Source organism: Paludibacter jiangxiensis, assembly GCF_001618385.1.
GTDB classification, from domain to species: Bacteria; Bacteroidota; Bacteroidia; order Bacteroidales; family Paludibacteraceae; genus Microbacter; species Microbacter jiangxiensis.
The window spans coordinates 1,296,707-1,318,708 of sequence record NZ_BDCR01000001.1 but is presented as its reverse complement, the minus strand read 5'-3'; the positions used below and the strand labels follow the sequence as shown (position 1 = coordinate 1,318,708).

The 22,002-nt window shown below is 43.2% G+C and carries 17 protein-coding genes; 10 read left to right on the top strand and 7 right to left on the bottom strand.

What is annotated here, in order from left to right; translation table 11 throughout:
• The first annotated feature begins 278 nt into the window (after positions 1 to 278).
• The 3 genes from phoB to PJIAN_RS05070 all read left to right on the top strand — a co-directional run bounded on the left by phoB (position 279) and on the right by PJIAN_RS05070 (position 4,218).
• On the top strand, positions 279 to 962 hold the full coding sequence (gene phoB, locus PJIAN_RS05080) for a two-component system response regulator PhoB (RefSeq protein ID WP_068702608.1): 684 nt from the start codon (positions 279 to 281) through the stop codon (positions 960 to 962).
• Between the two features lie 20 nt (positions 963 to 982).
• On the top strand, positions 983 to 2,242 hold the full coding sequence (locus PJIAN_RS05075; protein ID WP_068702606.1) for a sensor histidine kinase: 1,260 nt from the start codon (positions 983 to 985) through the stop codon (positions 2,240 to 2,242).
• 284 nt (positions 2,243 to 2,526) lie between these two features.
• On the top strand, positions 2,527 to 4,218 hold the full coding sequence (locus tag PJIAN_RS05070; protein ID WP_068702604.1) for a DEAD/DEAH box helicase: 1,692 nt from the start codon (positions 2,527 to 2,529) through the stop codon (positions 4,216 to 4,218).
• Between the two features lie 45 nt (positions 4,219 to 4,263).
• Here PJIAN_RS05070 and PJIAN_RS05065 read toward each other — a convergent pair whose 3' ends face one another.
• On the bottom strand, positions 4,264 to 5,397 hold the full coding sequence (locus tag PJIAN_RS05065; protein WP_068702601.1) for a carboxypeptidase-like regulatory domain-containing protein: 1,134 nt from the start codon (positions 5,395 to 5,397) through the stop codon (positions 4,264 to 4,266).
• 1 nt (position 5,398) lies between these two features.
• Positions 5,399 to 5,968, bottom strand: a complete 570-nt coding sequence (locus PJIAN_RS05060) for an RNA polymerase sigma factor (protein WP_068702599.1) — start codon at positions 5,966 to 5,968, stop codon at positions 5,399 to 5,401.
• Between the two features lie 122 nt (positions 5,969 to 6,090).
• Here PJIAN_RS05060 and PJIAN_RS05055 point away from each other — a divergent pair, with 122 nt between their 5' ends.
• From PJIAN_RS05055 to phoU, 7 genes are all read left to right on the top strand, one after another.
• The gene (locus PJIAN_RS05055; RefSeq protein ID WP_068702597.1) at positions 6,091 to 7,941 is read left to right on the top strand and encodes a vWA domain-containing protein; all 1,851 of its coding nucleotides are present in this window, start codon (positions 6,091 to 6,093) and stop codon (positions 7,939 to 7,941) included.
• Between the two features lie 215 nt (positions 7,942 to 8,156).
• Entirely contained in the window at positions 8,157 to 9,497 is a 1,341-nt protein-coding gene (locus PJIAN_RS05050; RefSeq protein ID WP_068702595.1) for a porin, read from the top strand.
• Positions 9,498 to 9,924: 427 nt separating this feature from the next.
• Positions 9,925 to 10,737 carry a phosphate ABC transporter substrate-binding protein gene (locus PJIAN_RS05040; RefSeq protein ID WP_068702592.1) on the top strand — a complete coding sequence of 271 codons (813 nt, stop codon included), beginning with the start codon at positions 9,925 to 9,927 and terminating at the stop codon, positions 10,735 to 10,737.
• A 128-nt stretch (positions 10,738 to 10,865) separates the two neighbouring features.
• Complete coding sequence (gene pstC / locus PJIAN_RS05035; protein WP_068702591.1) at positions 10,866 to 12,071, top strand: phosphate ABC transporter permease subunit PstC; 1,206 nt, start codon at positions 10,866 to 10,868, stop codon at positions 12,069 to 12,071.
• A gap of 23 nt (positions 12,072 to 12,094) precedes the next feature.
• Positions 12,095 to 12,952: a phosphate ABC transporter permease PstA gene (pstA, locus tag PJIAN_RS05030; protein ID WP_068702590.1), complete on the top strand. Its 858-nt coding sequence runs from the start codon at positions 12,095 to 12,097 to the stop codon at positions 12,950 to 12,952.
• 56 nt (positions 12,953 to 13,008) lie between these two features.
• Positions 13,009 to 13,758 (top strand): phosphate ABC transporter ATP-binding protein PstB, encoded by a 750-nt coding sequence (gene pstB, locus PJIAN_RS05025; protein ID WP_068702589.1) that lies wholly within the window; start codon positions 13,009 to 13,011, stop codon positions 13,756 to 13,758.
• 63 nt (positions 13,759 to 13,821) lie between these two features.
• Positions 13,822 to 14,508: a phosphate signaling complex protein PhoU gene (gene phoU, locus PJIAN_RS05020; protein ID WP_068702588.1), complete on the top strand. Its 687-nt coding sequence runs from the start codon at positions 13,822 to 13,824 to the stop codon at positions 14,506 to 14,508.
• 77 nt (positions 14,509 to 14,585) lie between these two features.
• Here the strand turns inward: phoU and PJIAN_RS05015 are convergent, their stop codons facing one another.
• The 5 genes from PJIAN_RS05015 to PJIAN_RS04995 form a co-directional block, all read right to left on the bottom strand.
• On the bottom strand, positions 14,586 to 15,278 hold the full coding sequence (locus PJIAN_RS05015) for a hypothetical protein (protein ID WP_068702587.1): 693 nt from the start codon (positions 15,276 to 15,278) through the stop codon (positions 14,586 to 14,588).
• 152 nt (positions 15,279 to 15,430) lie between these two features.
• On the bottom strand, positions 15,431 to 17,866 hold the full coding sequence (locus PJIAN_RS05010; RefSeq protein ID WP_068702586.1) for a sodium-translocating pyrophosphatase: 2,436 nt from the start codon (positions 17,864 to 17,866) through the stop codon (positions 15,431 to 15,433).
• 307 nt (positions 17,867 to 18,173) lie between these two features.
• Entirely contained in the window at positions 18,174 to 18,884 is a 711-nt protein-coding gene (locus tag PJIAN_RS05005) for a hypothetical protein (RefSeq protein ID WP_068702585.1), read from the bottom strand.
• Positions 18,885 to 19,276: 392 nt separating this feature from the next.
• Complete coding sequence (locus PJIAN_RS05000) at positions 19,277 to 19,705, bottom strand: hypothetical protein (protein ID WP_068702583.1); 429 nt, start codon at positions 19,703 to 19,705, stop codon at positions 19,277 to 19,279.
• Positions 19,706 to 19,868: 163 nt separating this feature from the next.
• Complete coding sequence (locus tag PJIAN_RS04995; RefSeq protein ID WP_068702581.1) at positions 19,869 to 21,992, bottom strand: Tex family protein; 2,124 nt, start codon at positions 21,990 to 21,992, stop codon at positions 19,869 to 19,871.
• Positions 21,993 to 22,002 lie beyond the last annotated feature (10 nt).

Sequence of the window (22,002 nt, the reverse complement as noted above, 5' to 3'; positions counted from 1 at the left end):
CATGCAACAAAGCGTGTAACAAAAAGAGATTTTTTTATTTCCGAAAAGTGTAACATACGTGGCATAAATCTGTTCTTTACAAATATAAATAATTTATCACAGATTCGGAATATTACAACCAATATCAACATTCCGGCAAAAGTCGACAATACCGCCTTGCTTAAGTATCTCTCTTCTAACCTCATCATAATCAACAAAAAAGTTATTTCTTCATCATTTCTTAACACCAAGCGAAAGATTTATCCTTACTTTTGCAACGATAATTATCTTATAAGTGAATGGAAAAAAGCTATAAATTATTAATCGTCGAAGACGAGCCCGATCTTTGCGAAATTCTACAGTTTAACCTCGAAAGTGAAGGATACACCGTAGATATTGCCAATTCGGCAGAAGAAGCCCTAACTAAAAACCTGGCACAGTACGATTTACTCCTACTGGATGTGATGATGGGGCAAATGAGCGGTTTCAAATTGGCTCAGCTGTTGAAATCCAAACCGGAAACGAAACATATTCCGATCATTTTTCTGACGGCGCGGGTAACCGAAAATGATGTATTAACCGGTTTCAACACAGGAGCTGACGATTACATTCTCAAACCATTTTCCATTAAGGTAGTAGCAGCCCGCATTAAAGCTGTCCTTAGCCGAACACGTTCGGGCAATGCCCAATCCAATGAGCTTGTTCGGTTTGAAACGATGGAAATTGACCTCAACGCCAAGCAGGTAAGCATTGCCGGCAAATCCATTGAACTGACAAAAACCGAATTTGAATTACTGGCACTTTTCGTACAAAATCCCACCAAGGTATTTTCCAGAGAAAGCATCTTAACACAGGTGTGGACCGAAGATGTGTATGTAACCGATCGCACGGTTGATGTGCATATTACGCGATTGAGAAAGAAGATTGAGCCTTACGGCAAAAACATAGTAACACGTTCCGGATACGGATATTGCTTTTTATAGAATTTATCAATCTATCGGTTATGAAAAAATTACTTTTCAAATATTACATTCCGCTGTTTTTTATCTTCTCATTTGCTGTACTTGCGTTTCAATACAACCGTGAGAAGCAATACAAAGCCGACATGCTCAACACGTTGCTTGGTGATACCAACGACATGATATACAATTATTTTGAAAGCAAAAACGGATCGTTGGCACACATAGATTCCCTCATTGCAATATTTCCGCACAGCGATATCAGGGTTACCATTATCGACCTCAAAGGCAGCGTGGTATACGACAATGCCATCCAGGATGTCATGCATATGGAAAACCACCTTTCGCGCAAAGAGGTAAAACTGGCGTTGCAAAATGGAAACGGATCGGATATCCGCACATCACATACCAATCAGAGACGTTATTATTATCATGCCACCAAATTCGGCAATTGTTATGTTCGTTCATCATTGCCTTACGATGTGAACATTTCATCATTGTTGCGGCCTGACAATCTATTCCTCTATTTTTGGTTGGCACTGACCTTTATCATCGCTGCCGTTTTGTTTTACATCTCGAATAAATTTTCCATCAAACTGAACAGAGAACAAATAGAACATGACGCCATGGTACGCCGTCGCTTGACGCACCAGGTGGCTCACGAGCTGAAAACTCCGCTCAGCAGCATAATCGGTTATATGGAAACGTTGCACGACAATCCGGACATTGCTCCCGAACGTCAACGCTTCTTCATCGAACGCAGTCATGCTCAGGCCGAACGCTTGAATTCTCTTCTGCAGGACATTCTGATGCTCAATCAAATAAACGAAGCTCCTCAATCGGTACAGATGGAACCGGTTCATTTAAACAAGGTAGTCCAGACGGTATTAGACGATGTGGAACTCAAACTACAAGAAAAGAATATTGAAGTCTACACGTCATTCGGGGGAGATATCTGGCTAAAAGCCAATACCATTCTGCTGTATTCTATTTTTAGAAATCTGATTGACAATGCAATTGCCTATGCCGGTGAAAATATAAAAATCAATCTCACGCTCACCGGAGAAGATGCCAAATGTTATCATTTTGCATTCTCTGACAACGGTATCGGAGTAGCACCGGAACACCTTCCTTTCCTATTCGACCGTTTCTACCGTGTTGATAAAGGACGTTCGCGCAAGACAGGCGGCACCGGTTTGGGATTGTCCATTGTAAAAAATGCCGTTGAACTGCACCGGGGAACCATCACGGTAAAGAACAAGAACGGAGGAGGACTGGAATTTATATTTTCGCTTCACAAATAAATAAAGACAACGGACGAAACAGTATCTTTATCCTGTCTTTATCTTTTCGCAATAAAGAGAATCTACCTTTGCATCAGCTAATAGGTAAATTCTCTTTTTTCTTTTTCACTTTTTGGGTCTTGGATCCCCGACCGGTTGGAGTACTCGTCGGGGATATTTTTTTAGAAAGTGAGATAATGATGTAGTGAGCAGTAAACAATGAGTTTACCTACCATCTAACTTTCTCACTTACTTGCCATCTGGAATAATATGCGTACCTTTGCACGAATTTTAATTTATAACAAATGACATTTGAAGAATTAGGGATAAGAGAAGACATACTAAAAGCCATCAGCGAATTAGGTTATGAGCAACCGATGCCCATTCAGGAAAAAGTAATTCCGGTTTTACTCAACAACGAGCACGACGTCGTCGGCTTGGCTCAAACCGGAACGGGCAAAACAGCTGCATTCGGGCTTCCGGTACTCCAAAAGACCGACGTCAAACTACGTCAACCCCAGACGTTGATCCTCTGCCCTACCCGCGAGCTCTGCTTGCAAATTGCCGACGATTTATTGGAATACTCCAAATATATAAATGATTTGAAGGTGCTTCCTGTATACGGAGGCTCCAGCATCGAAAGCCAAATCCGCTCTCTGCGCAAAGGCGTACACATCGTCGTTGCAACCCCGGGCCGCTTACTCGACCTGATGAAACGCGGCACCGTGAAACTGGAAGCCATCCGCAACGTTGTGATGGATGAAGCCGACGAAATGCTCAACATGGGCTTTACCGAAAGCATTAACGCTATTTTGGCCGAAATACCCAAAGACCGTAACACTCTGCTCTTTTCGGCAACCATGCCTCCCGAGATTGCCCGCATTGCTAAAAACTACATGAACAATCCGCAGGAGATTGTGGTAGGCAACCGTAATGAGAGCACTAATAACGTAAAACACCGTTTTTACATGGTGCATGCCAAAGATAAATATCTGGCATTAAAGCGCATTGCCGATTTTTATCCAAACATCTACGGAATCGTATTCTGCCGTACACGTAAAGAGACACAGGAAATTGCCGACGCTCTGATTCGTGACGGATACAATGCCGACTCTCTGCACGGGGACTTGTCGCAACCACAGCGCGACCTTGTGATGCAGAAATTCCGCATCCGCAACCTCCAAATTCTGGTCGCTACCGACGTAGCCGCACGCGGATTGGATGTAAATGATCTGACTCACGTCATCAACTACGGGCTGCCGGAAGACAGCGACATATACAATCACCGTAGCGGACGTACAGGACGTGCCGGAAAAACCGGTATCTCTATTGCCATCATCCATATCAAAGAAAAAAACCGTTTACGCGATATCGAACGGAAAATTGGGAAACAGTTCGAAGCAGGTACCGTTCCTACAGGCAAAGCCATCTGCGAAAAGCAGATCATCAGCCTGGCAGACAAACTTGAAAAAGTAAAGGTTAACGAAGAGGAAATTGCAGAACTACTGCCTTCCGTTTTCCGCAAACTCGACTGGTTGACAAAAGAAGATTTGATAAAGCGTCTGGTTTCGTTGGAGTTCAACCGCATGTTCGAATATTACCGAGATGCAACCGAACTGGATATTCCGGATGAAAGAGGAGGAAGACGTGAAAGAGGAGAACGTGGTGACAGACGTTCCGGTGGAGCCGGATTTGCCCGCTTGTTCGTTAATTACGGAAAAACCGATGGAGTTTTTCCTGCTCATTTCATCGACATCATCAACGAAAACGTTCCCCGCCGGGTAGAAATCGGCAAAATAGATATTCTGCAAAACTTCTCATTTATTGAAGTGGAAGAACAATCGGCCGATATCGTGATCAACTCGCTGAACAAAATAAAAGGACTTGATCGCAAAATGGTAGTGGAACGTGCTCAGCCAGAAGGTTATCATGGCGCAAAAAAACGCAAATTTCAGCACGAGAAGAAAGAAAGAGGCGGTTGGAAAAAGAATCGCTAACAGATACAAAAAAAAACGGATGGCAATATGTCATCCGTTTTTGTTTTACCAGCTGATCGTCATCGTTACCTTACGGTCTTTTTTTGACCATGCGGGAGAAGAGCTGAGTAATCGTTCCGCTTCACGAGAGGCTGCCATACATGTAGATTTCTTGATCGTGACATTGACAGGGAAACCTTCTTTAGAAATATTGAAAGAGACTTTCACTTCTGTTTGCAGTTCTCCACAAAGATTTTTTGCTCCGTACTTTTTACAATACTCCAAGAACTCTTTTTCTCCGAATTCGCCCGAGGCAATCTTTACAATCGATCCTACGACAGTTTTTTTCTTTTGAGGCACATAACCAACCACCACCACCTCACTCAATGTTTTCTGATCGGGTTGCAGCTGAATGGAAACCGACTTATCGGTAATTTTTACTTCTCTGTTTTCATATCCGAGATAACCGGCAATTAATTTAGCCGAGTCGGAAACATTTTGAGGCAACTGAAAATATCCATTCGCATCGGTAACCGCGCCGACATTGGTCCCTTTTATCTTTACCGACGCTCCTATTAGCGGCTCGCCTTTCTCATCAACCACTTTACCCTGAAGCTTGTTTGATGGCTGCACCGTCGGCTCCACTTGCAATCCGGCTACTTTACCTTCCAACATTTTGGACATTCTCACCTGATTTGCCGTCAACACTTCCGCTTGCACAGGTGCCATAACAGGTTCCGGAATTGATTCCTCCTGGGCTTTATTGGTTATTGCTTCCGGAGAAACCGGAGGAGAGGCAACCGCTAAGGTTTTGGTTTTAGTAGGTATTATCGTTCGGGAAGTTGACTCAGGAACCGCACTTTTTTGTTCTTCAGCAGACGGAGTTACTTTCTTCGGCGCAACAGTGGCTATTTCCGGCATTCGGGTTTCCGGTTTCTGTTGAAGTAGGAAGAATGACCCGAAACCTATCAACAACAACACAGAAGCCGCCATTGCCCAATAGACAATTACTCGCCGGTGCTGATTGCGAACCCGAAGCACTTTTTCTTCCAGTCGCTCAAGTGCAGGAAGATGACTTCCCTCAACACTATCGAACCCCTCGATAGCATCGTTCAGAAAAGAATCGTTCATCGCCTGCCGTTCAATCCGGTTAGCCTCTTTCCCTTTTCTTTGGCCTTGTATGTATTCTTTTAGTGTCATGTCAGCAATCCAGAATTTTTACCATGCAGAGTTTCAGGTTGCGTTTGCCATTCTGAATATAACTCTTCACCTTCGTTAGTGCATAGCCTGTTTTTTCTACAATGTCGGCATACGACCAATCGTCGAAAAAGAAGTGTACGACGCAGGCTTTTTGTTCCGCCGAGAGGGTATCCAGACAATAGTTCAACGCTTTATCCTTTTCAACATCTTCGTTTGTATCTAATAGATGCTCAAACTCATCCGATTCCATAACCCGTTCGTCAATTTCCTGGAAGAGTTGTCCCTGAGTGCGCCGCAGGATTTGCAGGCAGTGATTTTTTGCCACGCTGTAGAGCCAGGTACGAAAGTTTGCGATTTCAAAATTAAACACTTTTCGTTGCAATTCTTCATAGATCTGCATCACAGCATCTTCAGCATTCTCTTGTTGACGAAGGTATTTCAGGCATAAACCGTAAACCAACGGAATGTACCTCGAATAGAGCTGACCCAACAACTCCTGTCGTGAAGTGATTACGTATTGCTGCAACAACTCCTCGTCACTCCAATCTTTATATGTCAGCTTAATTTTCAATGGATTCCGGGTTCTTCAAAAAAAAATTACACAAAAATAGAAAATCTTTTATGGAATTTCTGATACCGGAGCATCTATAGGGAAAAGAAAACAATTTTCTCACCCAATTAAAACATACAACTATGAAAACAACATGTACGAAGGCCATTTGTTTAGCCTTATTCCTCATCTCTTTCGGATTTGCAAATGCCGAAGTTCTTTCCGTTACCGGTAAAGTGACCGATGCCAGCGACAATTCGCCTTTGGTAGGAGTTCCCGTTACAATAAAAGGAACCAATATCGGTACACTTACCGATGCCAACGGACAATATTCCATCAGTACTGAAAAGGGGAAAATCCTCATTTTTTCTTACATCGGATTTATAACAAAAGAAATAAAAGCAACCAAATCCAGGATCGATGTAGCGTTGCAACCGGACACCAAGGCGCTTAGCGAGGTAATGGTAGTTGGTCACGTACCACAAAAAAAGACAACTTTGTGTGGCAGTATTGCCGGCATTCAGGTGCAAAGAGGATATTACCCACCTCCCGTCCCTGCTTACGACTACAATTCCGAAAAGAATGAAGAGTACAAATCGTTTGCCGAAAACCGCTTCAAAGATGCCAAAGCCGATCCTCTTTCTACGTTTTCGCTGGATGTGGATGCAGCCTCCTACAGCAATATACGCCGAATGATCAACCTTGGACAGAAGCCCGAAAAGAATTCGATCCGCACAGAAGAGTGCATCAACTATTTTTCGTACAACTATCCGAATCCGACAGGCAAACACCCTGTCAATATCCTGACCGAAACACAGAGTTGTCCCTGGGCAAAAGACCACCTCTTGGTTCGCATTGGTGTGAAAGCAAAAGAGATTCCTTCGGATAATCTTCCGGCCTCCAATTTTGTTTTCCTGATCGACGTTTCTGGATCTATGGGTAGCGCAAACCGTTTGCCTCTGGTTATTGCTTCCATGAAGTTGCTCGTAAATAATCTTCGCGACAAAGACCGCGTAGCCATCGTGACTTATGCCGGAGCTGCCGGTGAAGCATTGCCTTCCACCCCGGGAAGTGACAAGCAAAAAATCACAGAAGCGTTGAATAACCTTCAAGCCGGGGGTTCCACTGCCGGTGGAGCCGGTATTCAGTTGGCCTATAAAATTGCCGAAAAGAATTTTATCAAAGGTGGCAACAACCGCATCATCCTCTGTACCGACGGCGACTTTAATGTTGGCGTTTCGTCAACCGATGATTTGGAAAGTCTGATTGCCGAAAAACGTAAAACCGGCGTTTATCTCACTGTCCTAGGTTATGGAATGGGCAATTACAAAGATGCAAAATTGCAAACTCTTGCGGAAAAAGGCAACGGTAATCACTCTTATATTGATAATCTTCAGGAAGCCAACAAAGTACTCGTCAGTGAGTTCGGCTCCACCATGTATGCAGTTGCCAAAGATGTAAAACTTCAGGTGGAGTTCAACCCCAAGTATGTGAATGCCTATCGGTTGATTGGTTACGAAAGCCGCTTGCTCAACAAAGAAGATTTTAACGATGACAAAAAAGATGCCGGTGAACTGGGAGCCGGCCATACCGTTACTGCTTTCTACGAAATCATTCCCGTAGGAGTCAAAAACAATTATGGCAGCGTGGACGATCTAAAATATCAGAAGACAAATGTTTCGGCGGCTACCTCCAACAACAGTAATGAACTGATGACGGTAAAACTCCGTTACAAACCAATCGACAGCGATACCAGTATCAAAATGGAAGTTCCGGTAATGGCCGGCGATCGTGAAAAGAAAATGAGCGAAGATTTTGCCTTTGCCTCAGCAGTTGCCATGTTTTCGCAATTGCTTCGCGACTCCGATTTCAAAGGCGATGCCACTTACGACAAAGTAGTAGAACTGGCCCGAAAAGGATTGGGGAACGACCCTCAGGGATACCGCCGCGAATTTATCCGTCTGGCAGAAGCAGCCAAGCAATTGGAGAAATAAATCTCACAGATATTTCCGAAGAGCCGGATCTTTCTTTTCACAGGAGAGTTCCGGTTCTTTCCATTCTGTTAATTAACAAGATACAAAGACACTTTGCTCAAAGCCGAACTATCTTTATACCCTCGTTGTTTATCCTTTTCTTCATACGGTTGTAATAGTTTTGTAACACCCGTACACGACCTTTGCGCTTGAAAAGAAACCAATACTAAATTCTTATGAAGAAACAGATTCTCTTGATCGCAGCTTTTGCTGCTGCTTCGTTTACTACATTTGCCCAGGAAGAAGAAGCAACTCCACTTGAACAGGTTCAACAAAAAGTGGAAGTCCACGATGGCGCTATCAGCAAACTGAACGCACTCAAAATCAGTGGTTATGTACAGCCTCAATGGCAATGGGGACAGCAGGATGCCGGTCTGAAAGTAGGTGGTGGTAACGTTACCGAAAACGATAATAAATCTGCGTTTAACCGCTTCGGTATTCGTCGTGGTCGTATCAAATTTACATATGATGATGGCGGTATTGCAACAGGTGTATTCCAACTCAATATAGTAGATAAATCAAATGCTTCAGGAGTAAGTCAGGCCGTAGTTCAATTGAAAGAAGCATATCTGAACGTAAAAGATCCATGGAATGGAACGCTACAACTTCAGGCTGGTATGTTCGACCGTCCTTTCGGAAATGAAATTTCCTACTCTTCGTCACTGCTCGAGTCACCGGAACGCTCCAGAATTATTCAAACGTTATTCCCTGAAGAGGTCGACCTTGGAGGAAAACTTATATTACAAGCTGCAAAAACATCCCCCTGGAACTTCCTGAAATTTGAAGGCGGATGGTTTGCCGGTAATGCCATCAATCCCGAAACTAATAACCGCAAAGACTTTATCGGTCACCTTACAGCAACAAATGTGATAGGTTCGACTGCCAAATGGGGCTTGGGTGCATCTTATTACAATGGAGGCGTTTATCAGGGAACGGCCAATGTCTATACAATGGCTGGCAACGGCTTTGTTCTCAACAGTGATCCGAACAACCTCAGCAAATATGCAAAACGTGAATACTTCGGCCTCGACGGGCAGTTCAGCTTCGAATCGCCCATGGGGATGACACAACTTCGTACCGAATATATCTGGGGTACCCAACCGGGATCAAACAGCAGTACCGGAAGTCCGAATGCAGCGGCCAACCCGACAACAGATACTTACATCCGTAAAATGAACGGTTGGTATGGTATTTTAGTACAGGATTTAGGACAGTCGCCATTCTCGCTGGTATTGAAATACGATAGCTACGATCCGAATACGAAGGTAAAAGGCGACGAGATCGGAGCAACTGCAACGGTTGCAGGAGCTGTAAAGACAAACAAAGCAGATCTGAGATACAACACTCTTGGCATTGGAGGCCTATGGCGCATCAACCCGGCCTTGCGTCTTCAGGTATTCTATGAAAACGTAAAGAACGAAAAATCGGCCAACCTTGCCTCAACAACACGTAGCTCCGACTTTTCTCGCGATCAACTGGACGACACCTTTACCGTTCGTCTGCAATTCAAATTTTAACATCAAATATCAGAGCGAAAGATTTAGAAATTAAATTTTTCGCTCTGAAAAGAAACTCTCTTCCGGCAACAATATCTTTACCCCTCTGTAATATTTTCGTAACATCACAATTCTACTTTTGCAATAGAAAAAGTTATCGCTGATTAAGGTAAGACGCAAGGCAAAAAAGATTTATAGTTTAACAAGACACTACGACATTATGGAACTTGTATTGCAACAAAATCAGGTAGTTACATGGAGATTTGAAGCAGGAAAGAAGCTTGCTGCTCCGAAAAACATTGGCGAATTTATTGTTGGCATCCCGGGTAATATCGAAAGATTGATCGATTCTTTAAGTTTTGAAATAACATATCGGTTATCCTGGTTTCTGCGGAGAGTTATATTTCAATAGTACATTATAAACGCTTAATTATAAATTATTTCTAAGATGAAACGTATTCTTATTTCATTCGCTCTCGTAGCGATGTTTGCCTCAATGGTAAGCGCACAAAAAGTAAAAGGTTCTGACACATGTCTTCCTCTCGTACAGAAAGAGGCCGAATCGTATATGAAGAAATCAGGCACTAAAGTAACTGTAACCGGTGGTGGATCTGGTATCGGCTTTGCCGCTCTGATCGAAGGAACAACCGACCTTGCAATGGCATCGCGCAGCATCAAGTTCGACGAAAAGATGAAGATGCAAAACGGAGGCAAGGCTGTAAAATCGGTAGTGATGGCAAAAGATGCTCTTTCGGTGGTGGTTAATCCTTCAAACAAAGTAACCAACCTTACCCGGGAACAGTTGGAAGGCATTTTCACAGGCAAAATCACAAACTGGAAACAGGTTGGTGGTGCTGATATGCCAATTGTTGCTTACTCTCGCGAAACAACATCAGGCACCTACGAATTCTTCAAAGAGCATGTGTTGAAAAACAAAAACTACAAATCAGGCATTCTGAGTATGCCTGCAACAGGAGCTATCATTCAGTCGGTTAGCCAGACAAAAGGCGCTATCGGTTATGTTGGAATGGCTTATGCAAACAGTAGCGTGAAAGAAATTCACGTTTCATATGACGGTGGCAAAACATTCGTTCAACCGACAAAAGCAAATGCCAAGAGCGGAAAATATCCGATCGTTCGCCCGTTGTTCCTCTACTACGAAGCTAAATCGGAAGCAAAGGTGAAACCCTTCATCAATTACATCCTCTCTGAAGAAGGCCAGACAATTGTTGATAAAGTTGGTTATCTGGAATTAAAATAAAAACTTCGTTGTGTGTGAGTTCGATGTTGTTCTGATCAAGGATTTTAACCTTGGAACAACGTTGGACTCTTTTTTATCTTTCCTCAATAGGATTTGTTTGTACGATATAAATTTCAAAATTTTATCCTGTGTTCAATAAAAAAAGAAACCGTTTTGGAGAAACCCTTGTAGAATGGACGCTGCGGCTCAGCGGCGGCACCACCACTCTGGTCATTGTACTGATCAGTATTTTTCTTTTCACAGAGGGTTGGGGGTTGTTCAAGTCGTCAACCGTCGAGAAGGGTTATGTGCTTTGTGTAAACCGTTCCAATAAGATCCAAAACCTTACTCCCAAGCAAGTAAAAGAAATTTTCGATGGCAACATCACGTCCTGGAAACAAGTCGGCGGCGACGACATTCCTATCGAACCGCTGCGTATGGACGATATTGCTTCTCAATATACCGAAGAGGAAATCGGCGCTAACTTTGAGCATTTGCCCCAGAAATTAAGTGAGGCGATTGCGGCAAAGCCGGGCGCTTTGGCATTTTTCCCCGAGCAGTTTATCAACATCAATTTCCAGGGGCGCGTCCTACCTGCCGAAACCATTACCCTGAAAGAATATTTCGGAGGCAAAGAGTGGTTTCCTACCGCAACACCGGCAGCTCAATTCGGTGTTTTACCGCTTATTCTGGGTACACTTTGGGTGAGTATTGCGGCAATACTTATTGCATTGCCATTTGGACTGGCTGTCGCAATTTATCTTGCAGAGATAGCCAACAACCGCGTCAGAAAAATACTGAAACCTCTGATAGAGCTTCTGGCCGGTATTCCATCTGTAGTTTACGGTTTTTTTGGACTGATCGTAATTGTCCCGCTCATACGTAGCATCTTCCACCTACCGGTAGGAGAAACAGCACTGGCAGGCGCAATCGTTCTGGCTATTATGGCCTTGCCTACCATCATTACCGTGGCCGAAGATGCAATGCGTACCACCCCGCTGGCTATGAAAGAATCGAGCCTGGCGCTCGGAGCTACCCACTGGCAAACCATCTACCGGGTCGTAATTCCCTATGCATCATCGGGTATAATGGCCGCAATTGTTCTTGGTATTGGTCGTGCTATTGGCGAAACCATGGCTGTATTGATGGTTACCGGAAACGCGGCCGTAATTCCACACACTCTGACCGAACCGGTACGTACCATCCCGGCCACCATCGCCGCCGAACTGGGCGAATCGGCCATGGGCAGTGTCCAGTATCAGGCGCTGTTTATGCTTGGTGCCATCCTCTTTGTGCTGACACTTGGCATCAGCATCTGGGCCGAAATCATTCGTAAAGAACCCAAAGTTCAGTAACCACGGAAAAAGAATATAGAATTATGCAACAGAATAAATTTACAGGGAAACGTGCCAATCAGGCGATCTTCTTTTCTCTTTTCCGTTTGATGAGTTATTTGGTTGTGGGAATCCTTTTCTGCATCATCGGGTTTATTGTCATCCGCGGAATTGGCGTTATCAACTGGGAATTCCTCACCTCAGCTCCTAAAGACGGAATGACGAAAGGCGGAATCTTCCCGGCCATCATCGGTACTTTTTATCTGGTTATCGGCAGTATGCTGGTAGCTTTCCCCATTGGTGTAATGTCGGGCATTTATATGAACGAGTACGCTACCAATAAACATATCGTGAGAGTGATTCGCGTAATGACCAACAACCTGGGAGGTATTCCTTCCATTGTATTCGGGTTGTTCGGCATGTCGCTTTTCGTGAACAAACTACACTTCGGCGATTCGTTGCTGGCCGGTTCGTTCACCTTAGGACTGTTGGCGTTGCCATTGATTATCCGGGTAACCGAAGAGGCGCTCAAGGCCATACCGGACACCTATCGTCAGGGAAGTCTGGCGCTCGGAGCTACCAAACTGACAACCATTCGCAGGGTAATACTTCCTGCTGCGTTTCCGAATGTTATGACAGGACTCATTCTCTCTATCGGACGTGTATCGGGTGAAACAGCACCAATCTTGTTCACCGCAGCAGCTTACTTCCTGCCGCACCTTCCGACTTCGGTGTTTGATCAGGTAATGGCTCTGCCTTATCATTTATATGTGATCGCTACCAGCGGAACCGATCTGGAAGCAACCCGACCGATGGCCTACGGGACTGCAATCGTGCTTATTGCCATCGTATTAATAATGAATCTACTTGCCAATATCGTGCGGCGAAGGTTCAGTAAATAATCGCTGCGAATGTAAGTTTGAAATAGTAAAAAATACACAGTTACAAGATATACATAATGAAACTTGAAGCAAAGAACGTAAATTTTTTCTACGGTGACTTTCACGCTCTGAAAGACATCAACATGCAGATCGACTCCAATTCGGTTACCGCATTCATCGGTCCGTCCGGTTGCGGAAAATCAACCTTTCTTCGTCTTTTCAACCGCATGAACGACCTGATTGATGGAACGCATCTCGATGGCGAATGTATTGTGGGCGGCCAAAACATCTATGATAGAAGCGTATCGGTTGACGAATTACGCAAGACTGTCGGCATGGTATTTCAAAAGCCTAATCCATTTCCAAAATCGATTTTCGAGAATGTTGCCTACGGATTGCGCGTCAATGGGGTAAAAGATAAAAAAATAATTGCCGAAACCGTTGAAAAATCACTAAAACAGGCGGCCCTCTGGGAAGAAGTAAAAGATAAACTGAAAAAATCAGCATTCGAACTCTCCGGTGGTCAGCAACAACGCCTCTGTATTGCCCGGGCATTGGCCATTTCGCCTTCAGTGCTTTTGATGGACGAACCAGCATCTGCACTCGACCCTATCTCCACCTCTAAAATTGAGGAACTGATTTTTGAATTGAAAAACGACTATACGGTTGTGATTGTAACACACAACATGCAGCAAGCTGCACGCGTTAGCGACAAAACCGGATTCTTTATGCTGGGCGAACTGATCGAATTCAACGATACGAAGAAAATCTTCCTCAACCCTGATAAGGAACAAACTCAGAATTATATCACCGGTCGCTTCGGTTGATGCTCGATTCCAAATTTCAAAATTCCGAATTAAACGATTCAACAATTAAACGATTCAACATAGATTATGAAACATACAGAAACTGAATTGCTGGAACTTAAGAAAGCGATCTCCGATATGTGGAGTCTGGTTCAGTCTCAATTGGAGAAAGCCAAAACATCTTTACTGACCGGCGACGAAGAGTTAGCACGCGTGGTAATGAGCCGCGAGAAAAGAGTAAATGCTTTTGAGCTGAAAATCGATAGCGATTGTGAAAACTACATTGCGCTTTACAGCCCGGTGGCTATTGACCTTCGTTTTGTACTCTCCGTTCTCAAAATCAACAAAACCCTCGAGCGTATCGGCGACTTTGCCGACGGCATTGCCCGCTTTGTGCTTGAAACCGACGGACATAATCAACACCTTCAATTACTCAAAGAACTGAAGATAGAAGAGATGTTCAACTGTGTACTTGAAATGCTTGAAAAAGACAAATTGGCTCTCGAAGAAGAAAATACGGCACTGGCCGGTGTCGTTTTCACTATCGACAACAAAGTAGACGACTGCTATTCAGATGCCATTCAGGTTTTGGCAAAACATATCACCGCACATCCCGAAGATGTTTTGTACAGTCTGAATGTGGTAACACTGCTCCGCAAAATAGAACGAATTGGTGACCACTGTAACAACATTATGGAAGAACTCGTGTTTTATCTGGATGCCAAAGTACTTAAACACCAAAAAACAGCTCAGGATAAAGATACAGAATAAAATATTGTATCTCTCAGTACGACAAAGGCAGTTCCTGATTTGGAACTGCCTTTGTCGTTTTAATTAATTATCCCTATTTAGAGCGTCACTCCGATATGTATACCGGCATTAAACCGCATCGCATTGTACGAAATGGTAGTGGTGTGAATGTCCTGTTTAAGGTTGTTGAATTTGCCGGGCATCAACGAGGCCTCTATTCCAAAATTGATAACCCCAAGCAGGGAATAGCTGAGTTCGGCACCCAGTAAAGAACAGAACGAACTACCTGTGGTTTCTGTATAAAAAACCAAAGATTGCCCATTGATATTGTCGGCATTATAGTAATAGCCCTTATTCTTGTAAGATTCGATGCCCAATCCGCATTTAGCGCCGATATGCATGCCGGTAAACAGCAGTGGAATATTATATCTCAGTTCGAGTCCGTTGAAATTGAGCGAAAAATCGTTGACAATTGAACCATTCTTTGAATAGCTATTATAAAGTACAACTACATCAGAATAGGATATGTTGGCATCGGAATTAAACCTGTTATGTATAAAACCAATCCCGATTCCCTTTATGTATGTGCCGATTTCAAATTGATTATATGTTCCGGATTTCAAACCATTGGCCACATCCTTCGATGGTCCCGACAAATCGCTACTGGTCGCCGCAGTGATACGGCTCCATCCGTAAGAGTAGTCACCAAATAACTTCAGGTTACCGGCCTGAACAATTGCAGTTGTCTGAACCAGAAGAGCTAACACTGCAAAGCATACAAAATTTTTCATGAGTCTAACCGTTAAATATAAAATATATCTACAATCATTTTATTGAAACGCAAATTTAACAAAATAAATTAGAACACAGTTCTCTTTGATTACAAAAGAAACGGGCTGTTCCCCGTAGGAAACAGCCCGCCAATAATTTATTTTCGGAGAACTTATTTAATTCTCATTTTGTAGAACGAACGCCATACAAAATAGAGCGCAACCACTAAGAATACTCCACCAACATAAGGAGCTACCGGACGGAAAGCTTCTGAAATGGCAATTTCCATAGCCAGCAAACCAAACAGGGTAGTAAATTTGATAATCGGGTTCATAGCCACCGAAGAGGTATCTTTGAACGGATCACCTACGGTATCACCCACGATTGTTGCATCGTGCAACGGAGTGCCTTTGGCTTTCAGATCCACTTCCACCACCTTTTTGGCATTATCCCAGCAACCACCAGCATTAGCCATAAACACAGCCTGATACAAACCAAATACGGCAATGGCAATCAGATAGCTCACAAAGAAGGACGCTGCTGCAAATTGACCGGAACCGCTCGATTCAGTACCCGAAATGAAGGCAAATGCCAAAGCGAAACAGAACACAGCGGGGAAAATATTCCACATCCCGTGTTGAGCATATTGTGTACAGATTTTTACCACTTCTTTCGATTTCGCTACAGAAGCTTTCTTTTCTGCTCCCGGGTCAAGGTTGATGTTGCGTTTGATATATTCTACCGCACGGTAAGCTCCGGTAGTTACAGCCTGAGTTGATGCACCGGTAAACCAGTAGATCACAGCTCCACCACAAAGGAAGCCGAGGATTGTCCATGGGTTAAGAATATTCAGAATAGTTTCGGGAGCAACGCCCAATACGTTCTTAATAACCAAAATCAACGAGAAAATCATGGTTGTAGCTCCAACCACGGCGGTACCGATAAGCACCGGTTTTGCTGTCGCTTTGAAGGTATTTCCTGCGCCATCATTTGCTTCGAGGAAATGTTTTGCTTTTTCGAAATCGGGTTTGAAGCCGAAATCTTTTTCAATTTCTTCAGCAACATTGGGTACATCTTCGATCAACGAAAGTTCGTAAACCGACTGTGCATTATCCGTTACAGGGCCATAACTATCTACTGCAATGGTAACAGGACCCATTCCGAGCAAACCGAATGCCACCAAACCGAACGCGAAGATTGACGAATAAACCATAAACTGATCCAAGCCGAAAGTACTTGCCAGATAAGCAATCAACATCAAAAGTACAAAAACCAAACCCATCCAGAAAGCGGAGAAGTTACCGGCAACAAAACCGGAAAGAATTGTCAATGAGGCACCACCTTCGTTGCTGGATTTTACCACTTCCTGAACGTGCGACGACTTCGGACTGGTAAACAACTTGGTAAATTCAGGAATCAACGCGCCACCCAGAGTACCGCAACTGATAATTACAGACAAAACAACCCAAAGGTTAGGATTGATAGCACCTACATTTGAAGCAGGACCTACAAGGAAATAACTTGCTGCAAAAGTTACGATAATACTTAAAATAGAAGTTATCCAAACAAGGTTCGTCAAAGGTTTTTCAAAGTCAAGATCTTCTTTTTGGCTATACAAGACTTTATTTAAGGCTCCATTAATCCAGAACGAAACCACTGAAGTAATAATCATCAAAATACGCATTGCAAAAATCCAGGTCAGGAAAGTAGCCTGCCAGTCAGGATTTGCAAGAAATTTATTACCGGAAAGTGAACCTACTGCCAGTACGATAAACGAAACCAAAGCAACTCCGGTTACTCCATATGTTTCAAAGCCATCGGCTGTTGGGCCAACGCTGTCACCAGCATTATCGCCAGTACAGTCGGCAATCACACCCGGGTTACGGGGATCGTCTTCTCCGATTTTGAACACCACCTTCATCAGGTCGGAACCGATATCTGCAATTTTGGTGAAAATACCACCGGCAATACGCAGTGCCGAGGCACCCAACGACTCACCGATAGCAAATCCGATAAAGCAGGCACCAGCTAACGCACGAGGCATCAACATCAGAATAATCAACATCATGATCAGCTCAACACAAACGAGTACCACACCGATACTCATACCGGCATGTAAAGGTATATTGAGTAATTTCAGAGGTTTACGTTCAAGAGAAGCAAAGGCCATACGGCTGTTAGCCAACGTATTCATCCGAATACCAAACCATGCCACACCGTAAGAACCAAGAATACCAATGACCGTCCATGTGAGAATCAGGGCAACCCCGCCAAATCCTTTATCTTGCAGGAATCCAAAATAAAATGTGACACATGCGGCAATAATCAAAAACAACCAGATGAGGAATTTCCCCTGTTGTAAAAGATAGGTTTTACAAGTCTCGAAAATTACACTGGAAACATCCAGCATCGATTTGTGAGCGTTTAGTTTTTTTACTTTCAGGAACTGGTACAAACCGAATACCAACCCCAGAATACAAATAATAAAACCCCACACCAACAAATGGTTTTGCTGTGATGTGAGGTCCGGGATCTTTAGGTCAGCTTCGCTGGCCCATGTCAACATGGGAAATGCCAATGAAGCAGCCAACAAAAACAGTTTTTTCATAAGATGGTAAATAAAGAATTAAATTGGTTAATAATATTGAGATGCATATTCTTGCAATACAACATCCAAGAAGCTTATTTCAAAACTGTTACATTTCATAAAAAACCTTCTTGGATTAATACCGCTAAAATACGGAATTCCCATCTTATTTTATGATTAGATTCCATTAAAAATGTTGCTTTTGCGGGCGATTAGCACAAAAATCCTTAATGCAAAAACACAAGAAATCCGTCAGAGCATAAAAATGCACTGATTATTCAAAAAAGGAGAAAACACAAGGAGAAGAATGAAGAGTCCGAATAAAGTTTCAGATTGGATTTGCGAGTAGAACGAACCGCTTTCTGTTAAAATAAACATACAAAGCAGCAAGAATCATCATGGTCATCGTTCCGTCGCCAACAGGCATTGGCTCTGCCGGATCATCACCCCAACCGTCATCGTTGGTTGTGGATTGTGATGCTTTACTTACAGATGTTGTTGCCAGAGATTGCTTAGTAGTTTGAAATGCCAACAAAGAGGGCATTCCAACGGAAGTTGCTTCGGCAAAAGAAGAAGACACGGAACCAGAGGAAGATGTCGCAGAAGATACTGCGGCCGCTGAAGTCAAAGGGCTTATGTATCCATCAGATTGAGTCGTCGCAGAGACAGCACCATTTACAGCAGCTCTACCAGAAATTCCCACACGACCAGAGACCGGTTTTCGGCCAGTTACAACGGAAGAATTTTCCTTGCCATAATCAGCCCATATATCTTGTTGCGAAGATGATCCGGAAGAAAGGTGCGCTCCGGTTTTACTTGATCCTAGCGACAAGGCAGAAAAGCGGTAAGTTTGACCTTGCGACTGACGGTTAAAATTACTTGCCGTACCTGATCCTCCCCAAAAAAGGTTGTGTAAGAAACGCATAAAAGGTGATCGTGACTGGTCGCCCCGATATTCAGCCCCGGAAATAGTCGTTCCTGAGAAGGATATCGCTAATCCCAATGCCACTAATTTATATGCAAGCATAGACCTTTTCATGCTATAAACATCACTTTATTTTTCTCAAATCCAATTATTGAGTATAAAATAAACTCAAAACAGATTACTTCTGGAAAGTTGCCCGAGCATGCAAATCTGATTTGTTATCCAGCTGATTTTGCACACTAAAACAATTCTAACAAAGTTACTTGTAAAACAGAAATGCACCGCTACTAATATGTTAAATTTTCAAATTATGAAATTTACACACGATTAACAGTTTTTATTTAGTTTTTTAAATGAACATCCAAATCTAAATTCAAAGCTATAAATCTATCTGCAAACCATTTAGCACCAATAAACATCGACTAAATATTCCTAAACAAAAGGACATAAAAAAACGGAAGAAATTATTTGTTGAACAATTTCTTCCGTTAATTTGTTTTTTATTACTAAAATTTGTACCGAATACCAAGTCCGACATTTGTCGAACCGTAATTACTATCATGAGAACTTCCAAAATTAAACATCGGACGCCAGTCCAATGACAATTGAAGAGGAATAGCAAAATTATACTCAATGCCAACAGTTCCCCCAATGCCAAGTATAGTACTGGAATTAAACAATCCCAATCCGGCTCCCGGTCCAATATACCAGTTGAAGCCCTCTGTAATGGGATTAACCCATTGGTAAAAACCTGTAAGAGAAGTTGTATTCCAACCCCAACCAAGGTTAAACTCCAACCGATTGATATCATTCAGCGAACGTTGATAAGAAACTTCTGCTCCGCTAGTCAAACGAATACCCAGGGCATTATCCTGAGCATTTGCGAATGCAGCCACAAAAAATGAAACTAAAAAAATAGCAATAGTTTTCTTCATAATTATTACATTTAATAATTTTCAAAGATACTACACGAATAACGTGTATCAGCAAAAACTAAACGGAATATTGACCATTTTATTTCGTCAATCAGGAATTTCCACTTTAATTTTCGTTATAAATTTAACCAGCATTGGTTCGTCAGCCATTACGTTGCCCGCTTCAGGCTTGTTTCATTGAAAGAGACACCCGCTTACGTACCAAGTCCACATCAAGTACTCTAACAGTAACATGCTGATGCAACGACAAGACCTCGGCCGGATTACTAACGAATCTATCAGCTATTTGTGAAACATGCACCAGACCGTTTTCATGAATTCCTATATCAACAAAAGCCCCAAAGTTGGTGATATTTGTAACCACCCCCGGTAAAACCTGCCCTATTTTAAGATCCTGAATTTCTTTAATGGTCGGATCAAATGCAAAAGCTTCCAGTTGCTGGCGTGGATCGCGCCCCGGTTTCGCCAGTTCTTCAATAATATCTACCAAAGTAGGCAACCCTATTTTTTCTGTTACGTACTTTTTCACATCTACCTTTTTGCGCAATTCTTCATTGGTAATAAGATCAGCAACTGTACATTGCAAATCCTTTGCCATCTGCTCTACCACAGGATAACTTTCAGGATGCACTGCCGAATTATCCAAAGGATTACCAACATTCTCCACACGCAAAAATCCAGCAGCCTGCTCGAAAGTCTTCGCCCCCATTTTAGGTACCTTCATCAACTCCTTTCTCGACTTAAAAGCCCCATTTGCAGTACGGTAGTCAACAATATTTTGTGCAAGTTGCGGACCTAATCCGGAAATATACGTCAATAAATATTTGCTCGCGGTATTTACCTGCACACCGACTTTGTTCACGCAATTCTCGACGGTCTGATCAAGGGCCGTCTTCAGTTCGGTCTGATTAACATCATGTTGATATTGGCCCACCCCTATCGACTTAGGATCTATCTTTACCAATTCGGAAAGCGGATCCATTAAACGTCTGCCAATAGATACCGCTCCACGCACAGTAACATCCTCATCCGGAAACTCTTCGCGGGCTATTTTGGACGCCGAATATACCGAGGCTCCGTTTTCGCTCACCACAAATAGCTGCAAGTCGTGCTGTGGAATATAATTTTGAAAGAATTGTTCGGTTTCACGACTGGCGGTTCCGTTTCCAATAGCCACAGCCTGTATCTGAAACTGAGCAATCAGTCGGGTTATTTTGTCAGAAGCTTTGGAAACATCGCTCTGGGGCGGATGCGGATAAATCACATCGTGATGCAACAAGACTCCCTGCTCATTGAGACAAACAATTTTGCAACCCGTCCGGAAACCGGGATCTACTCCCATCACCCGCTTTTGACCAAGTGGGGCGGCAAGCAACAGTTGTTTCAGGTTTTCGGCAAACACACGGATAGCCTCAGCATCAGCCTTTTCTTTGCTTGCTGCGGCAAATTCGGTTTCTATGCTGGGCTTCAACAAGCGTTTATAACTATCTGTAATTGCGATAGACACCTGTTCCGAAGCTGCATTGCGGGATTTTACAAACAGTTTATCCAGCCGCTCCAGACAGCGCTCTTCTTCAGTTTGAATGGCAACCCTCAGAATACCTTCCGACTCACCACGACGCATAGCCAGCAAACGATGCGACGAACAACGCCGCAAAGGCTCTTCCAGCTCAAAGTAATCGCGATATTTATCCCCGTCAACCTCTTTCCCTTTGATAACACGGGAAGAGATGACAGCTTCCCTCGAAAAGATCGTCCGTATTGAATTTCGTGCCACTTCGTTTTCATTCACCCATTCGGCAATAATGTCACAAGCGCCCTTCAGGGCATCATCTGCATCTTTTACATCTCCTTTTATAAACGACAATGCCTTATTTTCAACGTCATTATCAACCTGCCTCATCAGAATTTTTGCCAATGGCTCCAATCCCTTTTCCCGTGCAATTTCCGCTCTAGTACGACGCTTGGGTTTATATGGCAGATAAATATCTTCCAGCTCGGTCATCGACAAACATTTATCTATCCTATCCCGCAAGTCGTCAGTCAGTTTTTCCTGTTCTTCAATCGAATTCAAAACTGTCTGTTTGCGTTTTTCCAGTTCGCACAATTTTTCGTGCCGCTCTTTAATGGCCGCAATCTGAACTTCGTCAAGAGAACCGGTTCGTTCCTTGCGGTAACGGCTAATAAATGGAATGGTAGCTCCTTCTTCGAGCAAATCTATGGTGTTTTTTACCTGCTGTTCACGAAGTTGAAGTTCTCCGCTAATGATAACACTGAATGAAAGCATAAAAAGAGTT